The organism is Hymenobacter segetis, assembly GCF_038448715.1.
GTDB lineage: Bacteria > Bacteroidota > Bacteroidia > Cytophagales > Hymenobacteraceae > Hymenobacter > Hymenobacter segetis.
Genome location: NZ_JBCEVZ010000002.1, coordinates 92,686 through 115,361 on the forward strand (window position 1 = coordinate 92,686; position 22,676 = coordinate 115,361).

Below are 22,676 nucleotides of genomic sequence, written 5' to 3' on the forward strand. Positions count from 1 at the left end.
TCACTAGGAAAGTATCAATTCAATTTTAGCAGGCAGAAGTTGACCTTTTTCAATTTGAATGCTGGGATGGTCAGTAACTATAACTGTAGGATCAGAATTTCCGGCACCTAGGACCCGATATATAGAATAATTTACTCCTTGGTCAAACATAACGCGCCACTCGGCGGGAGAAAGGTAGATACTGTCTTTGAGACGGGATGGTGTCCCTTTTACTTCCAGAAAACGTTCTTGTCCTTTCTGAATAACTTTGAAGTCATACGGCAGACTGCTCTCAGCGTGCTGGTTCATCCACTTTACGTTAGTAAACTCAGTTGAAGCGGCACACAGCATTTTATAAACTAGTTCTTCGCACCAGCGCCCGATGTTGAGCCGGACTTCCGGGTTGCTAATTGTACCGTAGGTGCCTTGCTGAGTGATGGTGGCTGCAGTTAAGGTTCGGTTACTAACACTAATCGAGGCCGGGTCAATTTCATCAGCTGAGACGCTGGGCTCAAAACTCTCATCTCCCCAATCAGAACTATCGGGCGATTCTTCAAAACCATTCGTATCGAGGCTGGTTTTGGGCTGCACCGAAGCAAGGCTCTCAGGGGTTGGCACAACTGGGGCTGATTCCGGACTAGTCGCTTTGGGTAACCAATCGAGGGCGGCGTTTAAATCAGCAGGCGCTACACCCACATCCTCCAACAGCCATTGTTCTATCTCAGCGCTTGGCAGTTCTAGAAGTAAGCGTAACTCATTATCAGTCTTCTTCACCTCTAGCAACGCGCTGAGCTCACGGAGTAGGTGGTACGCAGTGAGGGGACTACGCCAGTTACCTTTCAAGTAGAAACTGCTATCAGCACCACGGAAGATGGGTAAGGGCTGCCCATTGAACGTTTCGCCCCGGTACGTGAAGGAGAGACAAATGGAGGATGCCGAGTAGAAGGTAGTTGCTTCTACAATCTTATTCATGCGATTGAACTCGCCTTCGGCTGACTTATACTGCCGCTTGTGAATGATAAGTGCCAGATAGGGCAGAATCTGGAGCAGCTTGTTTTTAAGTGCAGGGTTGGGGCTGTGGTCCTTAATTTGAGGCGTAAACTCCCGGATGCACTGTATCTGCAACATTTCCAATAATTGGGCAAACTCGGGGGTGTCCGTCTGGCAGTTTTTTGGAATGTAGAGAGCTTTTAGGCTGCCCCCTGATACGGAATTAAATCCTTCCTCAGTAATCCATTTTAACTCCCCGGCCGGTTCGAAGCCACCGTTGGCGGCCAGCAAGCGGTTATTACCTGACCAGGTAAACAAGGCAGCTTTCTCAGTTGACGAAAACTGAGGCATTCGTGTGGCCAGTTGATTATAAACCAATCCAATCCGGCCACGCTCAGTGTCGCTTACTGCCCCATTTCGTTCAACAGAAGTTTTCGCAATACTTGCTAAGACTTTCAGATAGTCTTCTACCTCCAATTGCTGCCGAAACTTTAGGAGTGACTTCCAAACTTCGGGAATTGGCTCATCATAGTCGAAGACCGGTAGGTGTGCGCCAGCGACTTCAGCAATATCCTTACGGTTGGAGAATACATCAACTGCTTTGCGGCAGGTCTTCTGGCTGGTTGGAAAAACAGTGCAGTTTTCTAAGTACCAGTGCAGGTAGTTGGTTACCGCTTCTGCACTGCCATAATAACCCCACGGCATTCGGGCGTACTTTTTCGCGTCTGTGGGGTTGATATTGCTAAAAGCTTGTTCCCAAAAAAGCTTAGAAAATTGATAATTAACGGCGAATTGCGAAAACCTTATTTTATCAAGAATTACTATGTTATCAGCACCTATAAGGTGGGGATATCCATTGCTTTTCTTGGCTTGCTCTATCACTAAATCAAAGTATTCCGGCTCTATACCTTTAGTAACAATTTTCTTGCATCTAAAGCTTGACAAAGAGATATTTTCGCTTACACCAAGTTTGATAAGAAATGACTTCCATTCGCTGGTTAAGTCTTTTTCTTGCTTGTATTCGAAACCAACGAAGTCCCCCAACTTATTTCTTTCCTGGAGCTTAAGTACGGGCTCATACGCATCAGCCAGGTAGCATTCTTTGGCCGCAAGCATTTTGCCGTTTGAGCAGAGCAAGCGTAAGTCCTGTAGCTTTTCCAAGTGAATGGAAGTCAGCTTTCCTTTCTTGAATTGACTAAAAAGGTAACGAGTAAGCTGCTGATAGTTTTCAGGGGTAATGCACTTTTCAATGTTGCCGAGGATTTCGTTCTCTAGATAGGCTTCATCGGACGGCTCTTTGACTCCCAAAGACTCGAGCCAGCTTTTGAGGTCAGCGTGCTGGTTGAGTTTGGCATAGACGGTGGGATGGATAACAGTAACGGTCTGGCCAGATTCTGTTTTATAGGCAAGTGAGGGGAAGCAGATAGTAGCAGGTGCTTTTAGCTGCTGGTCGGAACTGTAAATGAATGGGATGAGCTTGAGCTTATGCTTCCACTCGCCGGTGGTGTCGTACTTGGTGGCTTTGCGAAAGAAGTATTCGAGCAGCGAATAGTTCTGGTCGAGCTGGTGACTGGCTGCAAACACATCAGAAAGAAAGAATTCTTCCAAGTTGCTGGCTTCAAACAGCGTAGCCCCGAGGGCCTGCAGCTTCTGGGGGCGTTGTAGGTCGACGTGAGCGAAAGATGAGGGGGAGAAATGGCTGCCTGTTTTGGCATTCATGAACTCTACCAGGGCTTCCTTCGAGATGAAAGCCTGACTCGCCAGGCCGGTATCGTCAATAACCACTTCGCTAACGCGGGCCAGCGTCTGGCTTTGGGTTGGAACGAAGGCGCACGTTGCAATTGCCTGCTTGGCTTTTTCGGTAAAGGCTATCTTTAACTCGTTGCCGGAGGTTGGAAATAGCGTCGGCAGCAAGTGTAGTACCTCGTATCGGTGCGGTGTCTGCGCAAGCTGAGCCAGCCAGGTGAATAGGTTGTCGGCTACCAGTCCCAAGAGCCACTGGTTCCATACCCGGTCTTCGTGTAGGCCTTCGCGGGCGGCACTAGTAAGGAAACTGCCATTCACCAGAAATGGAAAGCTGAAGTCGGCAACCTTGGTCGGAAGGTAGGTAAACAGCAAACTCTCCTCGGCGGTGAGTGCCCGAATGCGGCCGCTATCGACACGGGCCGCAAAAGCGAGTTCAGTATGGCTACAGTTGCGGAGCTTCGCCGGGGTTTTCTTATCGGCACGCAATGCCTTTTGCGTATCGGCATCAACTGGTAACTGGTCGAAGCGTTGCACTAGCCAATTGCTGGTGACTTTTCGGTCCTTCCACAGCGTTGTGGGCTGATAGGCGGAGGTAGCCGGCTCTACGGTTTTGGAAATCGTGTACTGTACCTGTCCTTGCCGGGCAACTTTGATTATATTGACTTGGCGCAAAAACAACAGAATCTGGCCATTGTGAAGCAATTCGGCTAATTCATGTTCAAGGGCTGCTGCATCGGGCAGTTGAATAGCTGTAGTGACATGATAGTCGCTGGTTTCAACAAAGCGACGAACCTCACTAGCTAGGGCGCTGGCTTCCGTCCAGATGGGAATGACTTGCCAGGGTAAGAGGGCGGTATGAAACTCCTTCTCAAAGCGAAAATGGTAACCATCGGAGAAAATGCCAACCCAATCAGACTTACCGAACACAGACTTAAAACCAATGCCTTTGTAGCCAGTTTTGGTGGGGTCATTCTTCTTACTGCTGGAACCAGCTCCAGTTATGGACTCTATATCGGTTACAGTGAAAGGAGACCCATTGTGCGAAACGAGAAGGTAGTTCTCAAAAAAGTCAAAGCGCACCTCGTTGCCGGCTTCGTGCGCGGCATCGTCTGCATTTTGTATTAGCTCAAAGACAAAGCGCTGGCTTTCGGTATAAATATCACTCGAAAGTGTTTCGAGCATATTAGCAGCCATTTCAGCCTGGTCAGGGTCGGTGTAAGTGGCCCGCTTTGTAAAGAGACTGTCGATAAACGCTTGCTTGCTCATGTTGAATAAGTGGTTAGGATGTAATCCAAATTTCCAATCAGGTTACTTCCAGATTATAGAAGCGATGTCAAACAACAGTTTATGTCGTTCCTCCAATTCATCCGGGCCAAAGGCAGGGAGAGGTTGGAATTTGAGTCCATATGTGCTCATCATATGCTGGAAATCCTTTTTCGACTTGTAGGCATCTTCGCGCAACGTCTCATTCCAATAGAGGGTATTGGCGTAGCTTTTGAGCTTCTTGGTGTACGACTCGTTATTGCTCGAAATATTGTCTTTGCCTTTTAATAGGAGAAGGCCACCGAGGCGGTTACGCTCACGCTCGAACACTTCTTCGTCATTACCGAAAAGGGCTTGGTTTGGGCGATTGTAGGAGAGAATGTGCTCGATGTGAAAGCCGTTAACCGAGCCAGTTTTGAGTACTAGGTCTTGGTAATTGTGCTTCATATTGACATTGGTATTGTCGGCGATGAAGCCATCGATGCGAGCGAAAAAATAGCGTTTGAAACGCCTGTTTAGCTCTATTCCAGTTTCCTTGAACAGGCCGTAGGAGAAGAGATTATCAGCTGGCGCACCGCGGTTGGTGCTGAGCAACTCGCGCAGCTCATCCTCGAAAGCAGGCCGGATGCTTGCTAGCGGCTGTTCCCTAATGCGTGCGCTGATGCGGAAGGTGGCCTGTGCCCAAGTATTGCTATCATAGCTCCGCTGGAGTTGCAGCATGCAAAACAATCGGTCTGTCTGATAAGAAACTTCCTTAATTTTAGCTGCCTCTTCAGGGTCGTTGCGACTGCAGGAAGACATCAGGAGCAAAAATTGCGAATCAATTTCGTTCAGGCTGTTGAAGAAGACGTATGGCTGCTGCTCATTATACTCTGTTGTGTATTCCAGCAATCGAGCAAATAGATTGGTGAAATACTGAAAATCTTTAAGGAGAAATTCGGTTACACCCTTGGGATTGTGGCTGAGCTTAAAGTATCGGTCAGCACCATCTTCAAACATGACCCGGTGGTAATCGTCCTGGCCATATTTTTTCGCCTCGCCGATGGTGTTTGCCAGCTTTGACCGTAGGTAATAGAAGAAGAATTCATCGATGGCATCTTCCCAAAAATCATTGATTTTGCCAACTTGGTCTTCCCACAGTTCATTCAATTCCAGGCGGTCCAACTCTTCTTTGTCAAGCTGGCCCAACAGTTTCCCTTTCAGGATTTCATAAGGCTTCAGGCGTACGCCACGGTCATTGATAACTTCAAAAACCATCGGTACATCTGTCTGGGCTACTTCCAAGTTGATGAGCACCAGGCGGCGGAGGAAGTAGAGCGTGAATAGCTCGAACTTGTGCTGGTTTTCTAAGCGCGGACGCAGCCACTTTTCTATTTCCTCGTAGTTGGCTACTAGGTTACGAGCTGTAATGCCCGAGCTTACATCAACCTTATCAAGAGGGGCACTTTTGTCATAGAGGGCTTTGAGGGTAGACAGGTGCGCCTCATGATTCATCCAGAAGGTAGTACTGAACCCTGACTGGCCAATGATTTTGTTACTCAGCCAATTCTGTAGCACCGATTTGTACTCGCCAGCTTGGTGATGGAGGTATATCAGAATAAGCGTGAGCGTGGTGAGACGCTGCTGGCCATCAACTACATAAAGTTTGTTATCAATCTTGTTTGTAACATAGGTATTGAGATAGTACCAAGCGTATTTACTAATCTCCTTTTCTAAATCATTTGATGTATTACCGTGACGCTTATACTCTTCGCTGAAGCGGTGATATACATCCTCAAGCAAACGTAGCACTGGCTCCTTTGTCCACTTGTACTGACGCTGATAGAAATCAATGTAGTAGGTTGTGTTAGAGAAAACCTTGTCAATATTTTGTTTATCGGGCGAAATGTCCATATAAGAAGCGAGTGGTTAGCAGAATGAAGGTGTTGACAGAAAAATGCTGGAAATGTATCAGATTGTGCAATTACTGGAAATCGTTTGGCGAAGCAAAAGAGTATATGTCAATGACTAGCCATGACGCTGTCAGTGGCAAATCTGTATTGCCAACTCCTGCAAGGCTTTCATAATCTGCCGGAGTTGGACGCTTAGCATTTTGTCTAAATCGAATTAATGGTGAGGAGGCATCCTCTCTCCATATACCAAACCGGTCCAGCGCCTGCTCGATAATTTGTCTTTGCCCGTCCGTACTGAATTCTCCTACTTGGCAGGTCAACCAGCTGACAAGCCATTCAGCTAAAGTCTGCCAATCATGAGTGAAAACATCATGAGGCTTCTCTCCCTTTAACTCTGCAGGTTCAGGTCCAAGCTGTTTTATGGTTTCCCTAGTGCTTTGTACACGAAATTCTGCTTTGGTTTCATCAGCATAAAGCACGAAGCTATGACCAGCAAGCCCTCTCGGCTGCAGTAATTGTCTCCGCTCCAACTTGGTACGGAAATTTTCATCCGTTTTTAATTGAAATAAGGCTGTCTTAGAAAATACACTGGGCCCGGCTGGCCCATCAATGGATAAAGGCCTGCTGAATATGTTGAGAGTTATGGCGAGGTCTGCACCGTAAGCGTCCGTGCCCCCATCATCGCCACTTTGTTTACCGCCTCTCTTGTGCAAAACAAACAGCTGTCGTCGCAAGTCATAAATTAGGCTCCTGGCTGTTTCGGGCCATTCAGGGCAAGTGCCATATCTAAGTTCCTCCGTCAGCCGATTGAGAAGCGCTAGTTCATCATGAGGTTGGCCACGTAACCAGCCGTGCAATGCCTTGTAAGCAGCACTTAAAGCAAACGCTACCATATGGTCAAGGCTTAGGTAGGGCTTGACTGAATGGCCTGTAACAATAGTGGAGGCAGTTTTAGGAAGAGTAGGCATACCGAGAAATGGAATTAGCGTTTGGCGGGGGCGACGCGGGAGTGCTGGCCCTGGCCGCGGGGAACTAGGTCGTTTTGGCGTATGAAGTTGAAGCCCCACTCCCACTCTTCGGAGCTGATGCCTAGTTTGCTTTCGTTCCAGGCGGTGGTGGACTCTTCGATGATGCGGGCGTCGGGCGGGGTGGTTTTGCCATCGAGGAGCAGGTCGTTCCAGGCGACGTAGAGGGTGGCGACGATTTCGGACTGGCGCATGGATAGCGGGCGCAGCAGGTCGAGCACGCGGTTGATTTCGGGTTGGTGCGGGGCCCAATAGCCGGGGAAGTACTTCTGGTGGCTGCCGGCTTTGGGGAGGCGATCGTAGCGGGCGCCACCACCGGGGATGGGCACGGCCTTGTACCACTTCTGCTGCTCGAACTGGCTGTCGAGGGAGCGGATTAGGGCGTTGTCGTAGGGGCCGGCGGCCTGGCGGTAGTAATGGGTGTCGAGGTCTACTTCGGGCAGGACGTGCAAGTCGAGCAGCACCATGGCTTTCATCAGCTTGACGTGGCCGAAGCCGGGGGAGCCATATAGCTGGTGGATTACTTCTCCGCCCAATACGGTGCGCTCGAAGGGCGCGGCGCGGCGCGAAGGGCGCGGCGAAGCAACGACGGGGGTGGCAGTTGCTAGCTCCTCATCGGGGAAAATATCGGAGAAGTCGATGACTTTGGCTGGCTTCTCTACCGCAGGCTTAGCAGAAGTGATTTCGAGATGCTGAGTTGCGGTAGTAAGGGCCAACTGGGGGACAGCTCCGGCTTTGCTCTTACGTACAGGCTTGGCGGCTTTGGTGGCCAGGGCCAGGGCAGCCTGCTCTTCTACTTCGCGGGCGTGGATTTCGTGGTTGAGCTGCAGGAGTCGGCGCAGCACCTCACGACGGGCGGCAGGCGAGATGGTATAGCGCACCCGGTCGTTTTCGGGCAGGTATTCCTGTTCGTGGAAGCCGTGTTCAAGGGCGAAGTCCGACCAGCCGTAGGCAGCAGCTACTGCTTCGTCAATCTGGCGGTGAAGCTCGCGTAAGTGCAAAACCCGCTCGTATAGGTCTACGACGTTAGAAAACTCAGGAAGCTTGGCAGCTTTGGTAATGTCTGTTAACGAAAGGTCGGAAGTGTGTAAGAGGTTATAGGTTTTAGTTAATCCGAGGTTCAGGTCTATCATAAGCTGACGACGGTGCTCGATATATATTTTGTTTAGTGACCGAAGAGCAACCCGATTCTCATCTGTGATATTCAAGAGAAAAGGGAAAGTTTCAAAGCCAGAAGTAGGAGTAAAACGCAAAGTAACCGAACCCATTGTTGAGCAATATTTCCAAAGCCAATTGTCAAAAAACGTGGAATTTAAAATCAGATTTTCTTCTTCTGATATGTCAGTCAATACAATTATAGAATCAGTAAAAACCAACCCCTCGGATTTTGGAAAAAACCCTAAGTATTTACAATACCTATTTATTACAAGTGCATGGCCATGTTTAGCTAGAGCAGAATAAAGACCTGGTCGTTTTTCGCTGTAAATCCACCATAACTGTGGAAGTGGTTTACGTAGGGCATACTCTCCATTCTCCCCTAGTCTAGTTCTTTCTGGCTTGACTTTTTCTTCAACGATAGATAAACAGTCGGGGTAATCAGAAGCCACTTCTAACTCGTAGTCCGGCGGAGCAATAGCCTCTGAACTTCCATCTTTTAACCGTTCCTCAATTCGTTGGCGCTCCTTGGCATCTAATTCATTCCACTCAGCATAATCATATCTGCGTAATGGCCAATTCCGAAAATTAATTACCCAACGACTGGGACTCTGGTCTGCATTATTATTTAAGTCATCTCCATTTATATAAGGTTGCAATACGTTAGCATTAGCATGATTACGTTTAATTAGAACGTCAACTTCTGCCTGAGTGAGTACAAACCCGCTGCCCAATACATATGAGCCAATAAAACTTTTGCCCGCGTTGTATCGAAGCTGTTGTGGACTACTTGCTGCCCTCTCACTATCTAAGTGATGAGTAATTTCTTCTACAACATTCTCGTCTAAAATAAAAGGGCCGTTCCAAGTACGCTTGACAATTGTAAGTAACGATACATCAACGGCTGCCTCTCCCGGCCATTTTATACTGCGCACAGCATGATTAATAGTGCCTCCTTGATTAATAATTACCTCTAAAGCGCCCACACGGGTATCCCCTTGTGAAATAGTTTTTGTTGAAATAAGCGACAAAAATGCTCCAGGCTTAAGTAGCGAAAATACTCTGCGGAAAAAATAGCCAACTAAATCGGCTGTCCCTCCCATTGGCGCATATTCTGAATAAAGCCAATGAAGCATTTGATGGCCATATTTGGTCGACAGTTTTAGGCCGCCCAAAAAGGGTGGATTGCCTATGATACAATCGAATCCCCCATTGACTTCCATCACATCAGGAAACTCTAGAAACCAATGGAAAAACCGCTTCTCAGTGGCTATTTCAGCAGCGTAAGCGGCGGCTGGGTCTTGGATGGCGTGCTTACCGGTGAGGTGGCGGCGGTAGGCAGCATCAGTGAGGACGTGGTCGGCAGTAGCGAGGGTTTTGGGGATGAAGAATGGCGCAACCTGCAGGTTGGCCAGCTGCTCGAGACGGTGGCGGGCTGCCCCGCGGGAGAGGCGCTGGTAGGCAGCTGCTTTGGCTTCGATTTCGGCGGTGGAGTGGTCGGGCATGCGGCGCACCTGCTCGGCGGCGCGGCCTAGGTTGGAGAGGTCGCCATTGGTGGCCTCGTGGAAAAGGTTGGTTTGGTTGGGGATGGCCTTCTCGGCTTTGTTGCGTTTGCGCAGGGCGGCAGAAGCGGCTTTATCGTCGTTAGGCAGGTTTTTGAAGGCTTCGTCGGCGATGCCGCGTTCCAGGTCTTCGGCGCGGGCCAGGCCCACGATGGCATTGCCGCAGCGAATGTGGTGGTCGAGGAAGTTGAGGGGTTCGCCGGGGTTGTGGGCTTCGAGCCAAAGGGCCACCTTGCATAGTTCGACGGCCAGAGGATTGTAGTCGACCCCGTAGATGCATTGGCTGATGACATCGCGCATGGCTTGCCGCTGGGCTGTGGGGCTGGGCTGGTCTTCCTGGGTACGGACGCGGGCTACTTCCACGGCCAAGCGGCGGGCGGCGGAAAGCAGCATGTGGCCGCTGCCACAGGCTACATCGCAGACGCGGATGGACAGTAGCGCGGCCGCCTGGGCCTGCGCCACCTCGCCCCCCAACCCTCGCTCCAAAAGTGAGGAGGAGCCAGAGGACTTGGTTAGGCCGGCTTTTTCCAGCACGGTGGCTTTGGCAGTGGTTAGCTTGTCGGCAATGACGTGCTCGAGGGAATGCCGGATGAGGGGCTGAACCAGTTGCTCGGGCGTGTAGTGCGAGCCGCTGGAAGCGCGGTCGGAGCCGGCTTGCAGGCTGTAGGACCAGCGGCCGGGGCCCTGGGTAATGACGGCGTTGTAGTCGAGCAGGCCTTCGTACACGGAGCCAAACTCTTCGACATCGAGGGCGCCGTAGTTAACGCGGGTGGTTTGGTTGGTGTTGGGGTTGCGGAATTCGTTGAGGGACTTAATGCAGCTAAGCAGCACATGGTTGGCGAGCTGGCACTCCGGGAGGCTGCCCACGGCGCGGGAGCTGAATAGCTCACCGGCCAGCGGCTTGATGCTGAGGGGAGCTCCCTGGCTTTCTCTCTCGAACAGGCGGAAGGTGCGCATGAGGCCCTGCCAGAGGTCGGCAAAGCGGGTGTCGTGGGATACGTGGGACTGCTCGCACAAGCGCCGCAGGCGGGCTAGGCTATAGTACTGCTGGTACACCTGTTCGTGAGCTTGCTGGGTGGCAGCGGCCTTGCGGGCGGCTTCGTCGGCGGGTTTGGGCAATGCCGGGAACAAGAGGTGGCGCTCTTCGGTAACCAGCAGGAACAGCAGCCGGTAGATGAGGCGCAGCAGGGCGTGATGGTACTCCTTAGGGCTGAGCTTTTCCTGCTCTATTAGCTCGCGCAGGGCCTCGTTGTCGGGGTGTTGCAGAAAGCCGGTGCCAAAAGCGTTGAGGCAATGGTACACGGCATTGCTGAGGCCTTCGCGGATGCGGGAGCCGGATTCCAGCGCTTCCTGGTGGTAGTGCTCGATGAGCGAGCTGGCGCCTTCGGCTTCGGCGGCCGGCATACGCGAGGCATGCAGAAGGCGGAAGAGCACGGCGAAGTCGGCGAAGTGGTCGTCGTCGAACATGCGCTCGAGGTCGAATTCCACGAAGCTGAGGCGCACTAGGCGGCTGCTGTCGCGCAGTAGGCGCAGGCGCAGGCCATTAGTGACCAAGCCGTAGAGGTGCTCGTGCAGGTTGATGTATTCCTGCACCAGGGCGTGAGGCGACAGACGCGGGCCACCGGTTTCGCGCTTTTTGTCAAGCGAATCCCGAAAGCCCATGATGTGCAGGGGCAGGTTGCCGCGGCTGGTATCGGCGTGGCTGATGGGGTAGGTTTTGTCGTCAATGCGCGGGGTGTCGCGCAGCAGCTCGGGGTTGTATCCGAGCAGGCCGAGTAAGGGCACCATCCAATAGCGGCGCGTTTCGGTGGTACCCGTTTTGTCGAGGGCCACGTTTTCCATCTGGCGCTTGAACATGCGCCATAAGCCCTGGGCATCGGTCCAGGCCCGGACTATTTCATCTTTTACCTTGGCGTTGGTGGGTAGGCCAAAATCGGTGGGACGCTGGCCGCTCAGGTCGGCGTTTTCGAGCTTGTCGAGAATGTCGGCCGAGAGGATGGACCCTTCGATGCGAATGGTAGGAAAGCGCATATGCTGGTGGTTCCGGCCGTGCCCCAAGAGACTTTAAGCACCTTCTTCAACGCATTGCGCTGGAGAGCAAGAGGTAGTTTAGCCTCCAGGGTGGTTAAAATGGGAGTTAGCGGGATTATTTCGAGTAATAGTAAGGGAGAGAAACAGGCTGCGGGCGCGGAAGTACAAAACACTAAAACCGAGCTAACTCTGGGAGCCTATGACAAGGTATTGGATGAACATTAGCCGCCTTGCAGCAAGGGTAGCAGAATGTAGAGGCCCATCACATCCATTGGCAAGACGGGCGTAACAATCTGGTAGCGGTTGCCTTTCACCATCTGGCTAAACCGGTCGTGGGCGGCCACCAGGTTTTCGGCGCGCTCTTCGGCTACGTGGTTGAAGGCCGTTTCCAGGTCAGATAGGCGGTCGAGCTCCCGGGTGAGGAAATTGGCGTGCGCCTCCGGGGAGCTGGGGTCGCGGCCGGCAATGGCTTCGAAGAGGAGGTCGCGGGCTTCGTCGTGCGTGAGAAAATTGGCATCGGAAGGGCTGCCCCGGTAACCCCACAGCAGCATTTCTTCGGCTACCAGCTGGCGGCGCGTGGCCCGCTCGGCAATGACGTTGCGGACGCGGAACAGCAGCAAGGTGGTTTTGACGGTTACAGAACCGGTGCGCAATACGGCGGCGCGAGCGGGAGCTTTGCCTTTGCGGTACACAGCATTGGCCAGCATTGACTGGCACAGCTGCTCGACAAACGGATGGTTACGACCCAAGTAATGGTGTCCGGAGGGCGTAGGCGACACAAAGCTTACGGGCACGGCCGTTTGGCCAGGAAAGTACACCTGCAGTTCGACGGGTAGGTTGGTGGTGTAGAGCGTGTAACCCTTGCCCTCACCGGTGCGGGTTGCGTGGGGAGTAATCTGGGCTCCTAGCAGGGCCGGCAGGGCCTGGGTGACGAAGGCTTCGACGGCGGCGGGGTTGCCGATGGCCTCATCGGCCAGGCGCAGGTCGTCGGCTACCTCGTCGGGCTTGATGGCATTCTGCGCAAAAATGGAACGGGACTTTTTCTCGAGCTCAACGGCGGCTTTGTATTCGCTGTCTACCTTCTGCTCTTGGCGACGCACTACGTCGGACTCGCCGAAGTCGATGCCGAGCTGCACGGCAGTGGGCGAAGCCGGCTGGGGGTTGAGTAGCACAGCGGTGAGCACGGCGTCCATCACCGTCTTGCTGTCTTCGGGGAAAGGTACCGTGATGCCGGTAGCCTTCCGGATTTCCCGGACTTTTTGCAGGATGACACGCAGCACAACGCCGTCGATGGGGTTGTCCTTGCCATACAGCAAATAGGCCTTCACGCGGGGAGCAGCCTGGCCATAGCGGTCGACGCGGCCTTCGCGTTGTTCAAGGCGGTTGGGGTTCCAGGGCAGGTCGTAGTGCAGGACTGCGGAAAACAAGTGCTGCAGGTTGATGCCTTCGCTCAGGCAGTCGGTGGCCACCAGTACACGCAGAGGAGCATCGGCCATGTCGGCAATGCGCAGGCGGCGCACTTCGTCGGGGTCTTCGCTGGTGACGGTTTCGACGCGCACCGGCAGGCGGTCGACCTTGCTGAGGTGCTTTTGAAGAATATCACCCAAGTACTTGGCGGTGGCGATATAGCGGCAGAAAATGACCGGGTGAAAGCCTTCGCGCAACCACTGGGTGATGAGCGTGACGGTTTCGGCAGCCTTCTGGTCTTTGGCGATGCCATGCAGGCCTTCGAGCTTTTCGACCAGCTCCCGCAGCTTGACCTGCTGCGAACTGGTGAAGTCGGTGCGGCTGATGACTTGCGTAGGGGTGTAATCTCCTTCGAAGCCGAAGTCGGAGTCCAGCACAGGGTTAGCTTGGTCGGCGGCCAAGTCGGCATCGGGTACCGTGGTGGCTTCAGATTCGACAGCGGCTGGACGCTCGTTTCGTTGGCGGTTACGCAGCATTTCAACGCCGGCCGCAGGGCTGGACATTACGCCACGTAGCAGGGCAAGAGCAGTCCAGTAATGGAATTTCTGTTGGCCACCACCGAGGCCCTGCGCTGACTTGGTGAGGTGACGGGCCAGCTCCAGAACGGCGATATACACCTCGCGGTAGGCCGGTGCCAGCGAGTAGCTGCGCTCGTCGGGCTCGCGGGTCGGGAATGGGGTGTCCTCACCCAACCATTGCTCCACGTCGGCGCGACGACGCTGCACGAAATGGCGGGCTAGCTCTTCACGCTGAGGTTTGGTGGCATTGGGAATGTCGAGCGTTTCGAAAGAAGACTTTACCAAGCCTAACAGGGAGCTAAATTCTTCGGCTTTGCCGCTGTGGGGCGTAGCAGTGAGCAGGAGCAAATGCTGCTTGGGATTAGCTGCCAGCTTATGCAGCAGGTGGTAGCGCTGCTGTTGGCTTTTTTGCGCGCCGGCGGGCTTGGTAGCAGTGTGAGCCTCATCGACAATCACGAACTCGGGGCACTCGCGCAGAAACACATCCCGGCGGTCGCCCTTGATGTAGTCGATGGAAATGACCTGATAAGGGTAATGCTGATATACGCTGGTGACGTGGCCAGGCACTTCGCGGTCGAGCCGGGCCTGGGTGTTGGAGCGGATAATGACGGCTTCAATGCCCGCTTTGTCGCGTAGCTCGGCCTGCCACTGCTCGCACAAGTGCGGGAGGCAGATGACGGCAAACCGGTCAATCTCGCGGCGCTCCAGCAGCTCTTTTAGAATCAGAATGGCTTCGACGGTTTTACCAACGCCCACGTCGTCAGCTACGAGTAGGCGCACCGGGTCGGGGCCCTGGCGCAGCGCCATGATGAGGGGCACCATCTGGTAAGGCCGGGGCCGGAAGGACAGCTTGGCCAGGGACCTAAACGGTCCCGCTCCGCTGCGAAACGAAAGCCGGGCGGCGTTGTAGAGTAAGCGGGCCGAGGCGAAGTCGCCGAGGTCGGCGGGGACGGGCTTGGGGAATTCGGCAGAAGTTGGTTTGTCTTCGGCGAAGGCTAGTGGCAGGTAGATGCCAGTAGTTTCTTCTTCGCTGCCACCCAAGGGGCGGATGAGCAGCAAATCAGCGTCGGGAGAGGGCATAACGACCCAATCACGGTGGCGAACATGAACGAGGGAACCTGGAGCGTAGCTCATAGCAGAAAAAGGAAGGAACTATAAAGGCTGGGTGGACCGGTGTGCCGGGGTTGCTGGGTGATATGCAGCGGGTTTAGCTGACGGCAAAGAAGATGTCCGGACGCTTAGCAGTTAGCTCCTCCAGAGATTCGGAATAGTGGTAGACAAAGACTTCCTCTCCCCTATTTTCAATGGCTTCGCGCTGCAATTTGTCATGGGCCTTTTGGCCGGGCTCATCGTGGGGCGTTCCATCGCAGAATACCCAAATGCCGGGTTCATAATAGAAGTCAGGCTGACAATAGATGCCCTCGACCCGATGCTGGGCTTTGTCGGGTAAGCGAAGCTTGTTCTTTTTGAGGTAATCCAAGAATTTACGTTCCGTGCTAGAACTCTTGTCGTGGGCCTGCCAGAGATGCTCAAACTGCTGCTCGTAGCTATCGAAATCGGAATTGGTGAGCAGGTGGATATCGGCGGCGATGAGCTTTTCTAGCGCGTCACGGATATCGAAACGATTGATAAGCAAGTGGTCGCGCTGATTGTAGTAACTCAGCAGGTCGTTGTAGGAAGCAGGTTCTTTGTAGGAATCGTCATCAAATCGGCAGAGTCGATAGGCTTCCACCATTACCTGATGGAAAACGTCTTTGTCGTGGACGAACTGCGATAAAACACCCAAGCTGCCCTCGGCGCTTTCATACAGGAAGATGTTGCGGCCCTCCCCCATCAACGTGACGCCGATTTCGTTAGACTCGACCTGGAACACATTTTCGATGGCCCGCTTGATGGCGTACTGGAGCGTAACTACGCCATTATCGTTCAGGGCCAGGGCGGCTACTGGCTCCAGGTACAGCGCGTCGGCAGTGTCGGTGGTGAAGAGCTGAATGCGGCGGGGCACCGGCTGCCCGGGGTTAGCAGCCGGGTTAGGCATTTGGGCGGCCGTTTCGCGCATCCACTGACCGAAAACCATATCGACCAGGAAACCCTGCTCCCGAGCTGAACGCCACTTCCGGTTAACCTGAACCAGCTGAGCGGAGGGAATGTAGCGAATGTGTAGGAAGGGGTCTTCAGCGGCGCGTGCTTCGGCCCGCACTACGGTGTGCATGCCGCCGGGCACGTTGAAGTATGTTTCTATCTGGAAGCCTTCGGAACGGCGCTCTTCTTCCTCACAGGAAATGCGTTCAATCTCCTCGCAACGGGTTTCGGTCATCTCCACCAGCACCTCGCCGAACTCCTCCTTCGAGCTGTTATTATCGAGCGGAGTGTTGCTGAACGGGCAGACGTTGCGGGTCAACTCGGCACCGGTGAGGAAATAGCCGGCGGCCCGGCTTACCCGAGCGGACTGTAAGCTTTGCTCCAAGTTCGAAATCTGGAGCTGGTCGATGCGGAACTTGTTGCCGTTGTGGTAGACAATGTTGCGGGGGCCAAATTCGCGCAAGGCCACGAAACGAGGCCGGGAGATGAATTCACCGTCGAAGTCACCTTTGGGTAAGAAGGTGCGGATGGGTAGACGAGTGAAATTGTATCCGGGCAAGAACCCTTCGGAGGCCAGGTAGCGGAATGGATAAAACTCCGAAGCCGCATTGGTTTGGCGGCCCAAGTCATTCCGCAATAAGTCGCGCTGCTTGGTGGCTTGACGCTCGAGGCGGAAAGCGCGCTTGCGCTCGGGGGTGTTGTCTTTGTAAATGTTCTGGCTGATGATGTTTTGTGCGTCGCGCAACTGCAATTCGGCAGCCTGGTACAGCCGGCGCCACCGGTTGAGTGCCCGATTGAGGTTGCTGGGCACCTGGTCGATATGCAGGTCAATCCACGAGAGAGAATACTTGGCATGAACAGCCACTGGCAGCCGCTGAACGATGCGCTGAAAGGCCGTTCTAATCCGCAATTTGGACGCATCGGCAGCCTCCATAGATGCTTTGACTGCTTCTTTAATAGGCAGTTCCGGGTTAGACATTTCGATAACATCCGTCAGCGAGTTTTCAAATGCCTGGGCCCCTACTTCCGCCAAGTAAAGGGCGTTGAGGTGGGATATGAGCAGTTCTTCCTGCGTGAGGTCGAGGCGCGGTGGGGCGACTTGGCCGGCCACCATTTCAGTAGACCGGGCAAAATAATGCCGGTCGTGAGGTGAATAGAAAGAACAGTATGTGACGACTAAGGCAGCTTGCCCGCTCCGGCCGGCCCGCCCGCTGCGCTGGGTATAGTTGGCCGGATTTGGGGGCACGTTGCGCATATGCACAACATTCAGTGACGAGATATCAATACCCAACTCCATGGTAGGGCTGCAATAAAGGGCGCTAATATCCCCGGCACGGAACTTAGTTTCACGGTCCTGGCGCTGTTCGGTATTGAGCTGGCCGGTGTGCTCTGAGCCAATCAACTGCTTTTGGGCGCTGAAATTGGTCTGGTAGAGGTCGCGAAAGAACTCGCTCGGATGAGGGGCGCTGGCTTCCTTGTAGCTATACAAGCGCACTTCGTCACGGCGAGGCGTACCAGCCGCTACCTGCCAAAGCAATTGGTCGGCGCGCAATTGGTAGACATAAATGGCATCGCCGTGGTCGTCCTTTCCTACTGATGTTGGTTGCAGCCAGCCAGCTTCGCAAAACTTATCAAACAGGGCTTTAGCTATCTCATTGTAGGAAGCAGCCTTCATGTCAAGGCCTTCACAATGATTCCCAACAATTCTATTGAGGTACTTACCAACAGCGCTTTGACGGCCGGCGCTTACGGTGAAAAAGCGGCCGCCGGCGGGCGGTGGCGTAATGCACATGTAGGCCGGCTCCTCCATTTCGTCCTTTTCGATGCGATATGGATTCTTCAGCTTTTCGCGAATGACCGTACCCTTACTGCGCATGCTGTCGGGCGTGAGGTATTCGTCGCTATAGAGGGCGTAGGAGCTACGGAAATAATCCAGAAGCTGCCGCGTTACCTTCTCGCGTTGTTTGGGTTTGAGTTGATTAAAGATGGGCGTATCCTGCCAAGCTGCATCATCAGCACAGTTTTCCTCAACATACCCATACTCAATTTGGAGTAGCCCGCTCTGCTCTAGGTTCGGCATTATGACCCGCCAGGAACGGCGTAGGTCGTAAAGCGCACGGTACATCAGGAAATCTTTCAGTGCTTCCTGGTAGCCTTTAATCTGGGCCGCGAACGTGGGCACGATGTCTGAATTGACGTAAGCGCTAGCGGGCAGGGCCAATGCTTTGAAAATAGCATCTGGCAACTGGCTATGACTTAGTTGAGCCGATGGCTCCTGCGCTACGGCACGGTAGATACCTGCACGAAGCTGGGCTACCTGCACAAAATCGTTGAAGTGCCCTGACTGCAGGGCGGCATCTTGCCGGTTGTCAGTAAAGCTCAATAGCTTTCGTTCGGCCGGCGTTTTTACGACAGCCCCCAAATTTTGGAGCAGGGCATAAGATAGTACCGTCGTGGAAGTGCTACGGCCCTCGCTGCCTAGATTGGTAAGTTTGGTCCCCTCATTGGTTTTAGGGTCGTAGAAAGTACCACTGGTTGGGTCGAAAAGTAGCTTTTCTGACATAAACCACCCTTCCAGAGGCAGATGGGGAGCAGGATTTGTGGAGTAGTTGCCGGCTTCATCGCACCACAGCTTGAGCGGCATTCGGTCCTGGTATTTCTTCTCGACTACGATAGTATCATCCTTGCGGCGCTTCCACCAAGCACTAGGCAGCTCTTCGGTATCTCTGATGGGGTCCCAAATGTCAGCACCCAACAACAAGTAGCCGGGTTTGGCACCTTGGTCGCCCGCTGGCTTCTGGCGAAACTCCCGGGGGTCGAGCCTAGATACACCCTGCCGAAGGGTAACGCAGATGAATTCGTGGCCAGATTGCCGGCTAAATACCACTGGATAGATGGGCTTCAGCTCCTGCGTGGTGGGGTCGGCACGGCGTACTCCGGGTTCCAGAGTGATGATGCGGTCCGGTCCGGGAGTTAGGCTAACGTAGACTGAGCCCGTCTGGGAGATGAACTGATGCAGCTTGAACGGGAGATAAGTACCCCGCTCTTCCCGGGCTTGCCGGGCGGTATTTACGTTGTTAATCCAATCCAGAACCTCTACGAGGCGGCTTTCACAGATACTGCGAGAGACGTTCGTTTCATCGTGCAATTGGGTAATAATTGTCTCCAAGCTGGAAGGCTTGTTGCGTACCCAAACACCTTCTTGTTTGGCGAGTGCCACGCGGCCTTCTAACCACGTTGCTAATGGATGCAAGCGCAGATTTTCCTCCTGGCCATCTGGTGTGATTGGGGTTTGCAGTGAATCCGCTAACTCGCTGGCTGTACTTTCCTTTACCAGCGTGCTGAGAGAGGGCACTAGCTGCTCCATCACCACATCAGCTTCTGAGTAAGCAGTACCGAATATCTGTTCAGCGACTTCGGCCACTTTGGTTCGCTGCTCGAGAAGCGTGAGGTTGTCGCCCGAAACCATGGTAGCTGACGTACCAATGCAAATCAGTGGGTTCTGCGCATGAGCATGCAGGCGACGAATCAGCAGGGATACATCGGCCCCTTGGCGCCCACGGTAGGTGTGCAATTCGTCAAAAACCAGGTAGCGAAGGTTACGGTAGAGGTTTTCGCGCATGGGCTGTTCCTGCGACCTTGTCAGCAGCAGCTCCAGCATCATGTAGTTAGTAAGCAGAATGTGCGGCTGCTCTTTGCGGATGCTTTCTTTATCGTCCGTCTTCTCCTGGCCAGTGTATTGCGCGAAGTTGATGGGAAAAGGGTTGCCCGTCTGCTCAGTATACTGTTTGGCGTAACGCTTAATTTCCTCGTGCTGGGAATTGATAAGCGCGTTCATCGGGTACACGATGATAGCTCGAATACCTGGCTCCGTGGGTGGGTTTTTCAACAAGTCGTTGAAAATGGTAGCCATGTAGGTCAGAGACTTTCCGGAACCCGTGCCGGAGGTCACGATGAATCCTTTGCCCGCGCTACCCCGCTTGATAGCCTGCACCTGGTGTTCATAGAGCGAGTAGTCATGAAAGACTTTCGCCATGGCCGGGTGTAATGTACCCTCGTCACAGAGCGAAGAAATTGATTGTCCCGGTTTAAACGCCGGGTTAAATTGTAGCAGCGGCTCTGGCCACAGCTTATTCTCAGATAGCGCAGCCGTGACCTGGTTGCGGATTGCCTCATCCTTAATATTAATGAAGCCTTTGATATAGGCTTGATATTCAGATATTAATTTTTTATGAAGCGTAAAAACATTCATGATACTTGGTAGAACCTGTATTTACAATGGAAAAGAGAGGGACAATATAAAACAATAATGTGGAAGGAATTTTGAAAACTTCTCAATACAAAATCAATATTCCTTATATTATTAATATTCTTCATCTTAAAGGACATCATGTTATGGAATACAGATTATGGAATACAGAAGGCCACCTAGCTATCGCTAGGCGGCCTTCGTTATGTTACCGTTAAGTGTTACCAACTGTTACATGCGTAACGATTCAAGACATAACCGTGACAAAAGCCGTTACTGTAACAGCATTAGTTCATCCCAACAGGCGTTCCTGCAATTGTCTTCTCCATTTCTTTGTCAGCTCGTACTGGCTGGTATGGCTAAGCCAGCCATCTTGCGCATCTTGATGCGTTTCTTGGATTATTATGATAATCTCACGCAAATCCTTCTGACACTTTTGGGCAATGCTACCGGCCTGGGTCAACTGAGGATGGAGCTTATAACTTTCATAAGCGTCCATACTCGTTCTAAGCATTTGCCTCAATTGGCGTGACTGAAGGCGCTGCTGTTCTTTTTGCAAGAAGGATTCTACCACTTTCACGTAATACCCCTGCAGCTGTTTAGCCAATGCCGCTTCGTTGGAGCGCTTTTGCTCGGCAGCATCCTCATAGTCTTCTGGCTCATCCCTTCGGTTCAGGTAATCGCGTTCGGTGCTGGTAATAGGCTGCTTCCTTAGCCAAGGCAAATCCAACGGGGCATCGTGCCCAGTAGATAGCCCATTGCCCTCTTCGTTGGGTTCCTGAATATCTTCATTTTGACGTTGGCGGTGAAGTCTTACCCGGCAGGCATCGCTACAGGTGGTTTTATCGGCGCGGCCATACAGCGGAGAGTCGCAGATGACGCAGGTTTTTGCTGGGGTTTTCATAAGGCAGAGATTTTAAAGTTGCATGGTTGGAGAAGTGCTGTGTTGGCAATTCCAATGATTTCATCGGTTCTTCCCGTGCCAGCCGTGCCATAGCTTGGATAGCGCGTTTGCCCCAATCCTAGGTCTGGGTTAGCACATGACACACATGCCATCCACCGCCGTAAAAGGGCATAAGGATTAGCGTGCGCTAATGGCACGGCTGTCACGAGAAGAAATAAGGGTATTCGCCGGACTATGGCAGAACCGAGGAGGATGCGCGAGCCCACTCGGCCTGCATCAGTTCCTCCACGTGGTATCCCCCAACGCGGAGATCTTTACCAAAGCGCTGGACTTTTCGGGGCATCCCCAGTCGAGTTAGTGCTTCACCCAGAGCCTTATTCTGAAGGGTACGCGTAGTTGAGCGTGCTTGCAGATGGTCTTTAATCTGCGCCAGGGTGAGGAAAGTATCGCCCGGCTTGAAGTGGGCAGCAACCAAATCGTATTCCGGCGTATCGTGCTGAAATTGACGATTCCGGGTGTGCACCACTTCCAGCTCGCTTTCGTCAAACCAATACTGGTAATCATTTTTCCAGAGTTGGTAAGCCTCACGCCACACCCCATCAATATCGACCTGCTTAGCCGCTTTGATATCAATGGCCTCTACCTCGAATGGCAGGAAGCGCCGTGAGCCAGTTGGGTCCGTCAGAAAATCGGCCCCATTTACACTGCCCATAAATGAAGCACGGCGTGGCAACTCTGCAATCAGCCGAGCATACGGCCGGCGCACTTTCACAGAGGGCTGCGTAATCAGCGTTTTGAGCGAGTTCTCATCCTGCTTGTTCAACGTGCGCAACTGATCGTCGATGTTGATAAACAGGTACTCCGACAACAAGAGCTGAGTGTCCTTACTTTCAACATGGATTTTCCCAGTGAACAAGTACTGTTTGGCTAAAACCGGTGGGCATATCAGTTCTAGAAATGTGGTTTTGAATTGGCCCTGTCCACCAGTAAGCACCAGACATGTATGGTTTTGGCAGCCGTTATCAGTCAAGGCATTAGCCGCCACAGCCACAAGCCACTTGGTTAAGTAATTAGCGAATACGGCAGGGTCCGCAACCGTTACCGTAGCTGCCAATTGAGCAATAAAACCGGTTGCTGGAGCCGGCCCTAGGCTAGTAAAATACTGGTGTAACGGGTCCACGCGAGGAGTGAATTCGGAAGCCAGCAGCCGATATAGCGAATCGGGGCGCATCGGGCACCCGTTGTGCGTCAATTCGCGGCTGATGCTGTTGAGCCGGTAATCGTCCAGCAGTTGAAAAGGAGTGGCGTCGCCGCTAGAACGCCACTCAACCACTTCTTTCACGACATTAAACCGCACCTCGAATCGTTTTTTCAAGTAACCTTCGACAGCTAACAGCTTTTGATCGCCTTCTACCGAGTTTTGCGGCGGGACAGATGATGAGGAAGTGGGCTTTTTCATAGGACCAAATCCTTCATTGGTACCATATCAGCGATTCGGCCATAATTAGGATTGGCTTTTCCTATGGCTCGGTCCTTCTGAACCAGTATCCAAACTCCATCTAGCTCCGAATCCTGCTGATAGAGGAAGCGAGTACTCGTTTCAGCGCCCAACCAGAAACTAGGCTGCTGCTGTTTGGCTTCAGCCTCATTTGCTGAAATACCATCCATGATTTCACTTGACAACCGCAGGATGGAGCGAAGGCACTTGAGCACATAGCAGAGTCTTTCCGATGCGATAGATGAGCGTGATTTCCTTTGGCTCTCCGCCTCCCAGCTATTCAGCCGATTGATTAGGTGCAGAACCCAGCGGTTT

The 22,676-nt window shown here is 52.9% G+C and carries 8 protein-coding genes; all 8 read right to left on the minus strand.

Annotated elements, in window-relative coordinates; translation table 11 throughout:
• Nucleotides 1-3 precede the first annotated feature (3 nt).
• Nucleotides 4-3,981: a sacsin N-terminal ATP-binding-like domain-containing protein gene (locus AAFH49_RS01460; protein WP_342295441.1), complete on the minus strand. Its 3,978-nt coding sequence runs from the start codon at nt 3,979-3,981 to the stop codon at nt 4-6.
• 42 nt (nt 3,982-4,023) lie between these two features.
• Nucleotides 4,024-5,871 (minus strand): DUF262 domain-containing protein, encoded by a 1,848-nt coding sequence (locus tag AAFH49_RS01465; RefSeq protein WP_342295443.1) that lies wholly within the window; start codon nt 5,869-5,871, stop codon nt 4,024-4,026.
• 70 nt (nt 5,872-5,941) lie between these two features.
• Nucleotides 5,942-6,838, minus strand: coding sequence for a hypothetical protein (locus AAFH49_RS01470; protein WP_342295445.1), 897 nt, complete (start codon nt 6,836-6,838; stop codon nt 5,942-5,944).
• Between the two features lie 14 nt (nt 6,839-6,852).
• Nucleotides 6,853-11,643, minus strand: a complete 4,791-nt coding sequence (locus tag AAFH49_RS01475; protein ID WP_342295447.1) for an Eco57I restriction-modification methylase domain-containing protein — start codon at nt 11,641-11,643, stop codon at nt 6,853-6,855.
• Nucleotides 11,644-11,864: 221 nt separating this feature from the next.
• A complete protein-coding gene (locus AAFH49_RS01480; RefSeq protein ID WP_342295448.1) occupies nt 11,865-14,708 on the minus strand; it encodes a helicase-related protein in 2,844 nt (947 codons plus the stop codon).
• A gap of 127 nt (nt 14,709-14,835) precedes the next feature.
• A complete protein-coding gene (locus AAFH49_RS01485) occupies nt 14,836-19,962 on the minus strand; it encodes a DEAD/DEAH box helicase (RefSeq protein WP_342295449.1) in 5,127 nt (1,708 codons plus the stop codon).
• A 289-nt stretch (nt 19,963-20,251) separates the two neighbouring features.
• Entirely contained in the window at nt 20,252-20,863 is a 612-nt protein-coding gene (locus AAFH49_RS01490) for a hypothetical protein (protein WP_342295450.1), read from the minus strand.
• A gap of 232 nt (nt 20,864-21,095) precedes the next feature.
• The gene (locus AAFH49_RS01495) at nt 21,096-22,322 is read right to left on the minus strand and encodes a VapE domain-containing protein (RefSeq protein WP_342295452.1); all 1,227 of its coding nucleotides are present in this window, start codon (nt 22,320-22,322) and stop codon (nt 21,096-21,098) included.
• Nucleotides 22,323-22,676 lie beyond the last annotated feature (354 nt).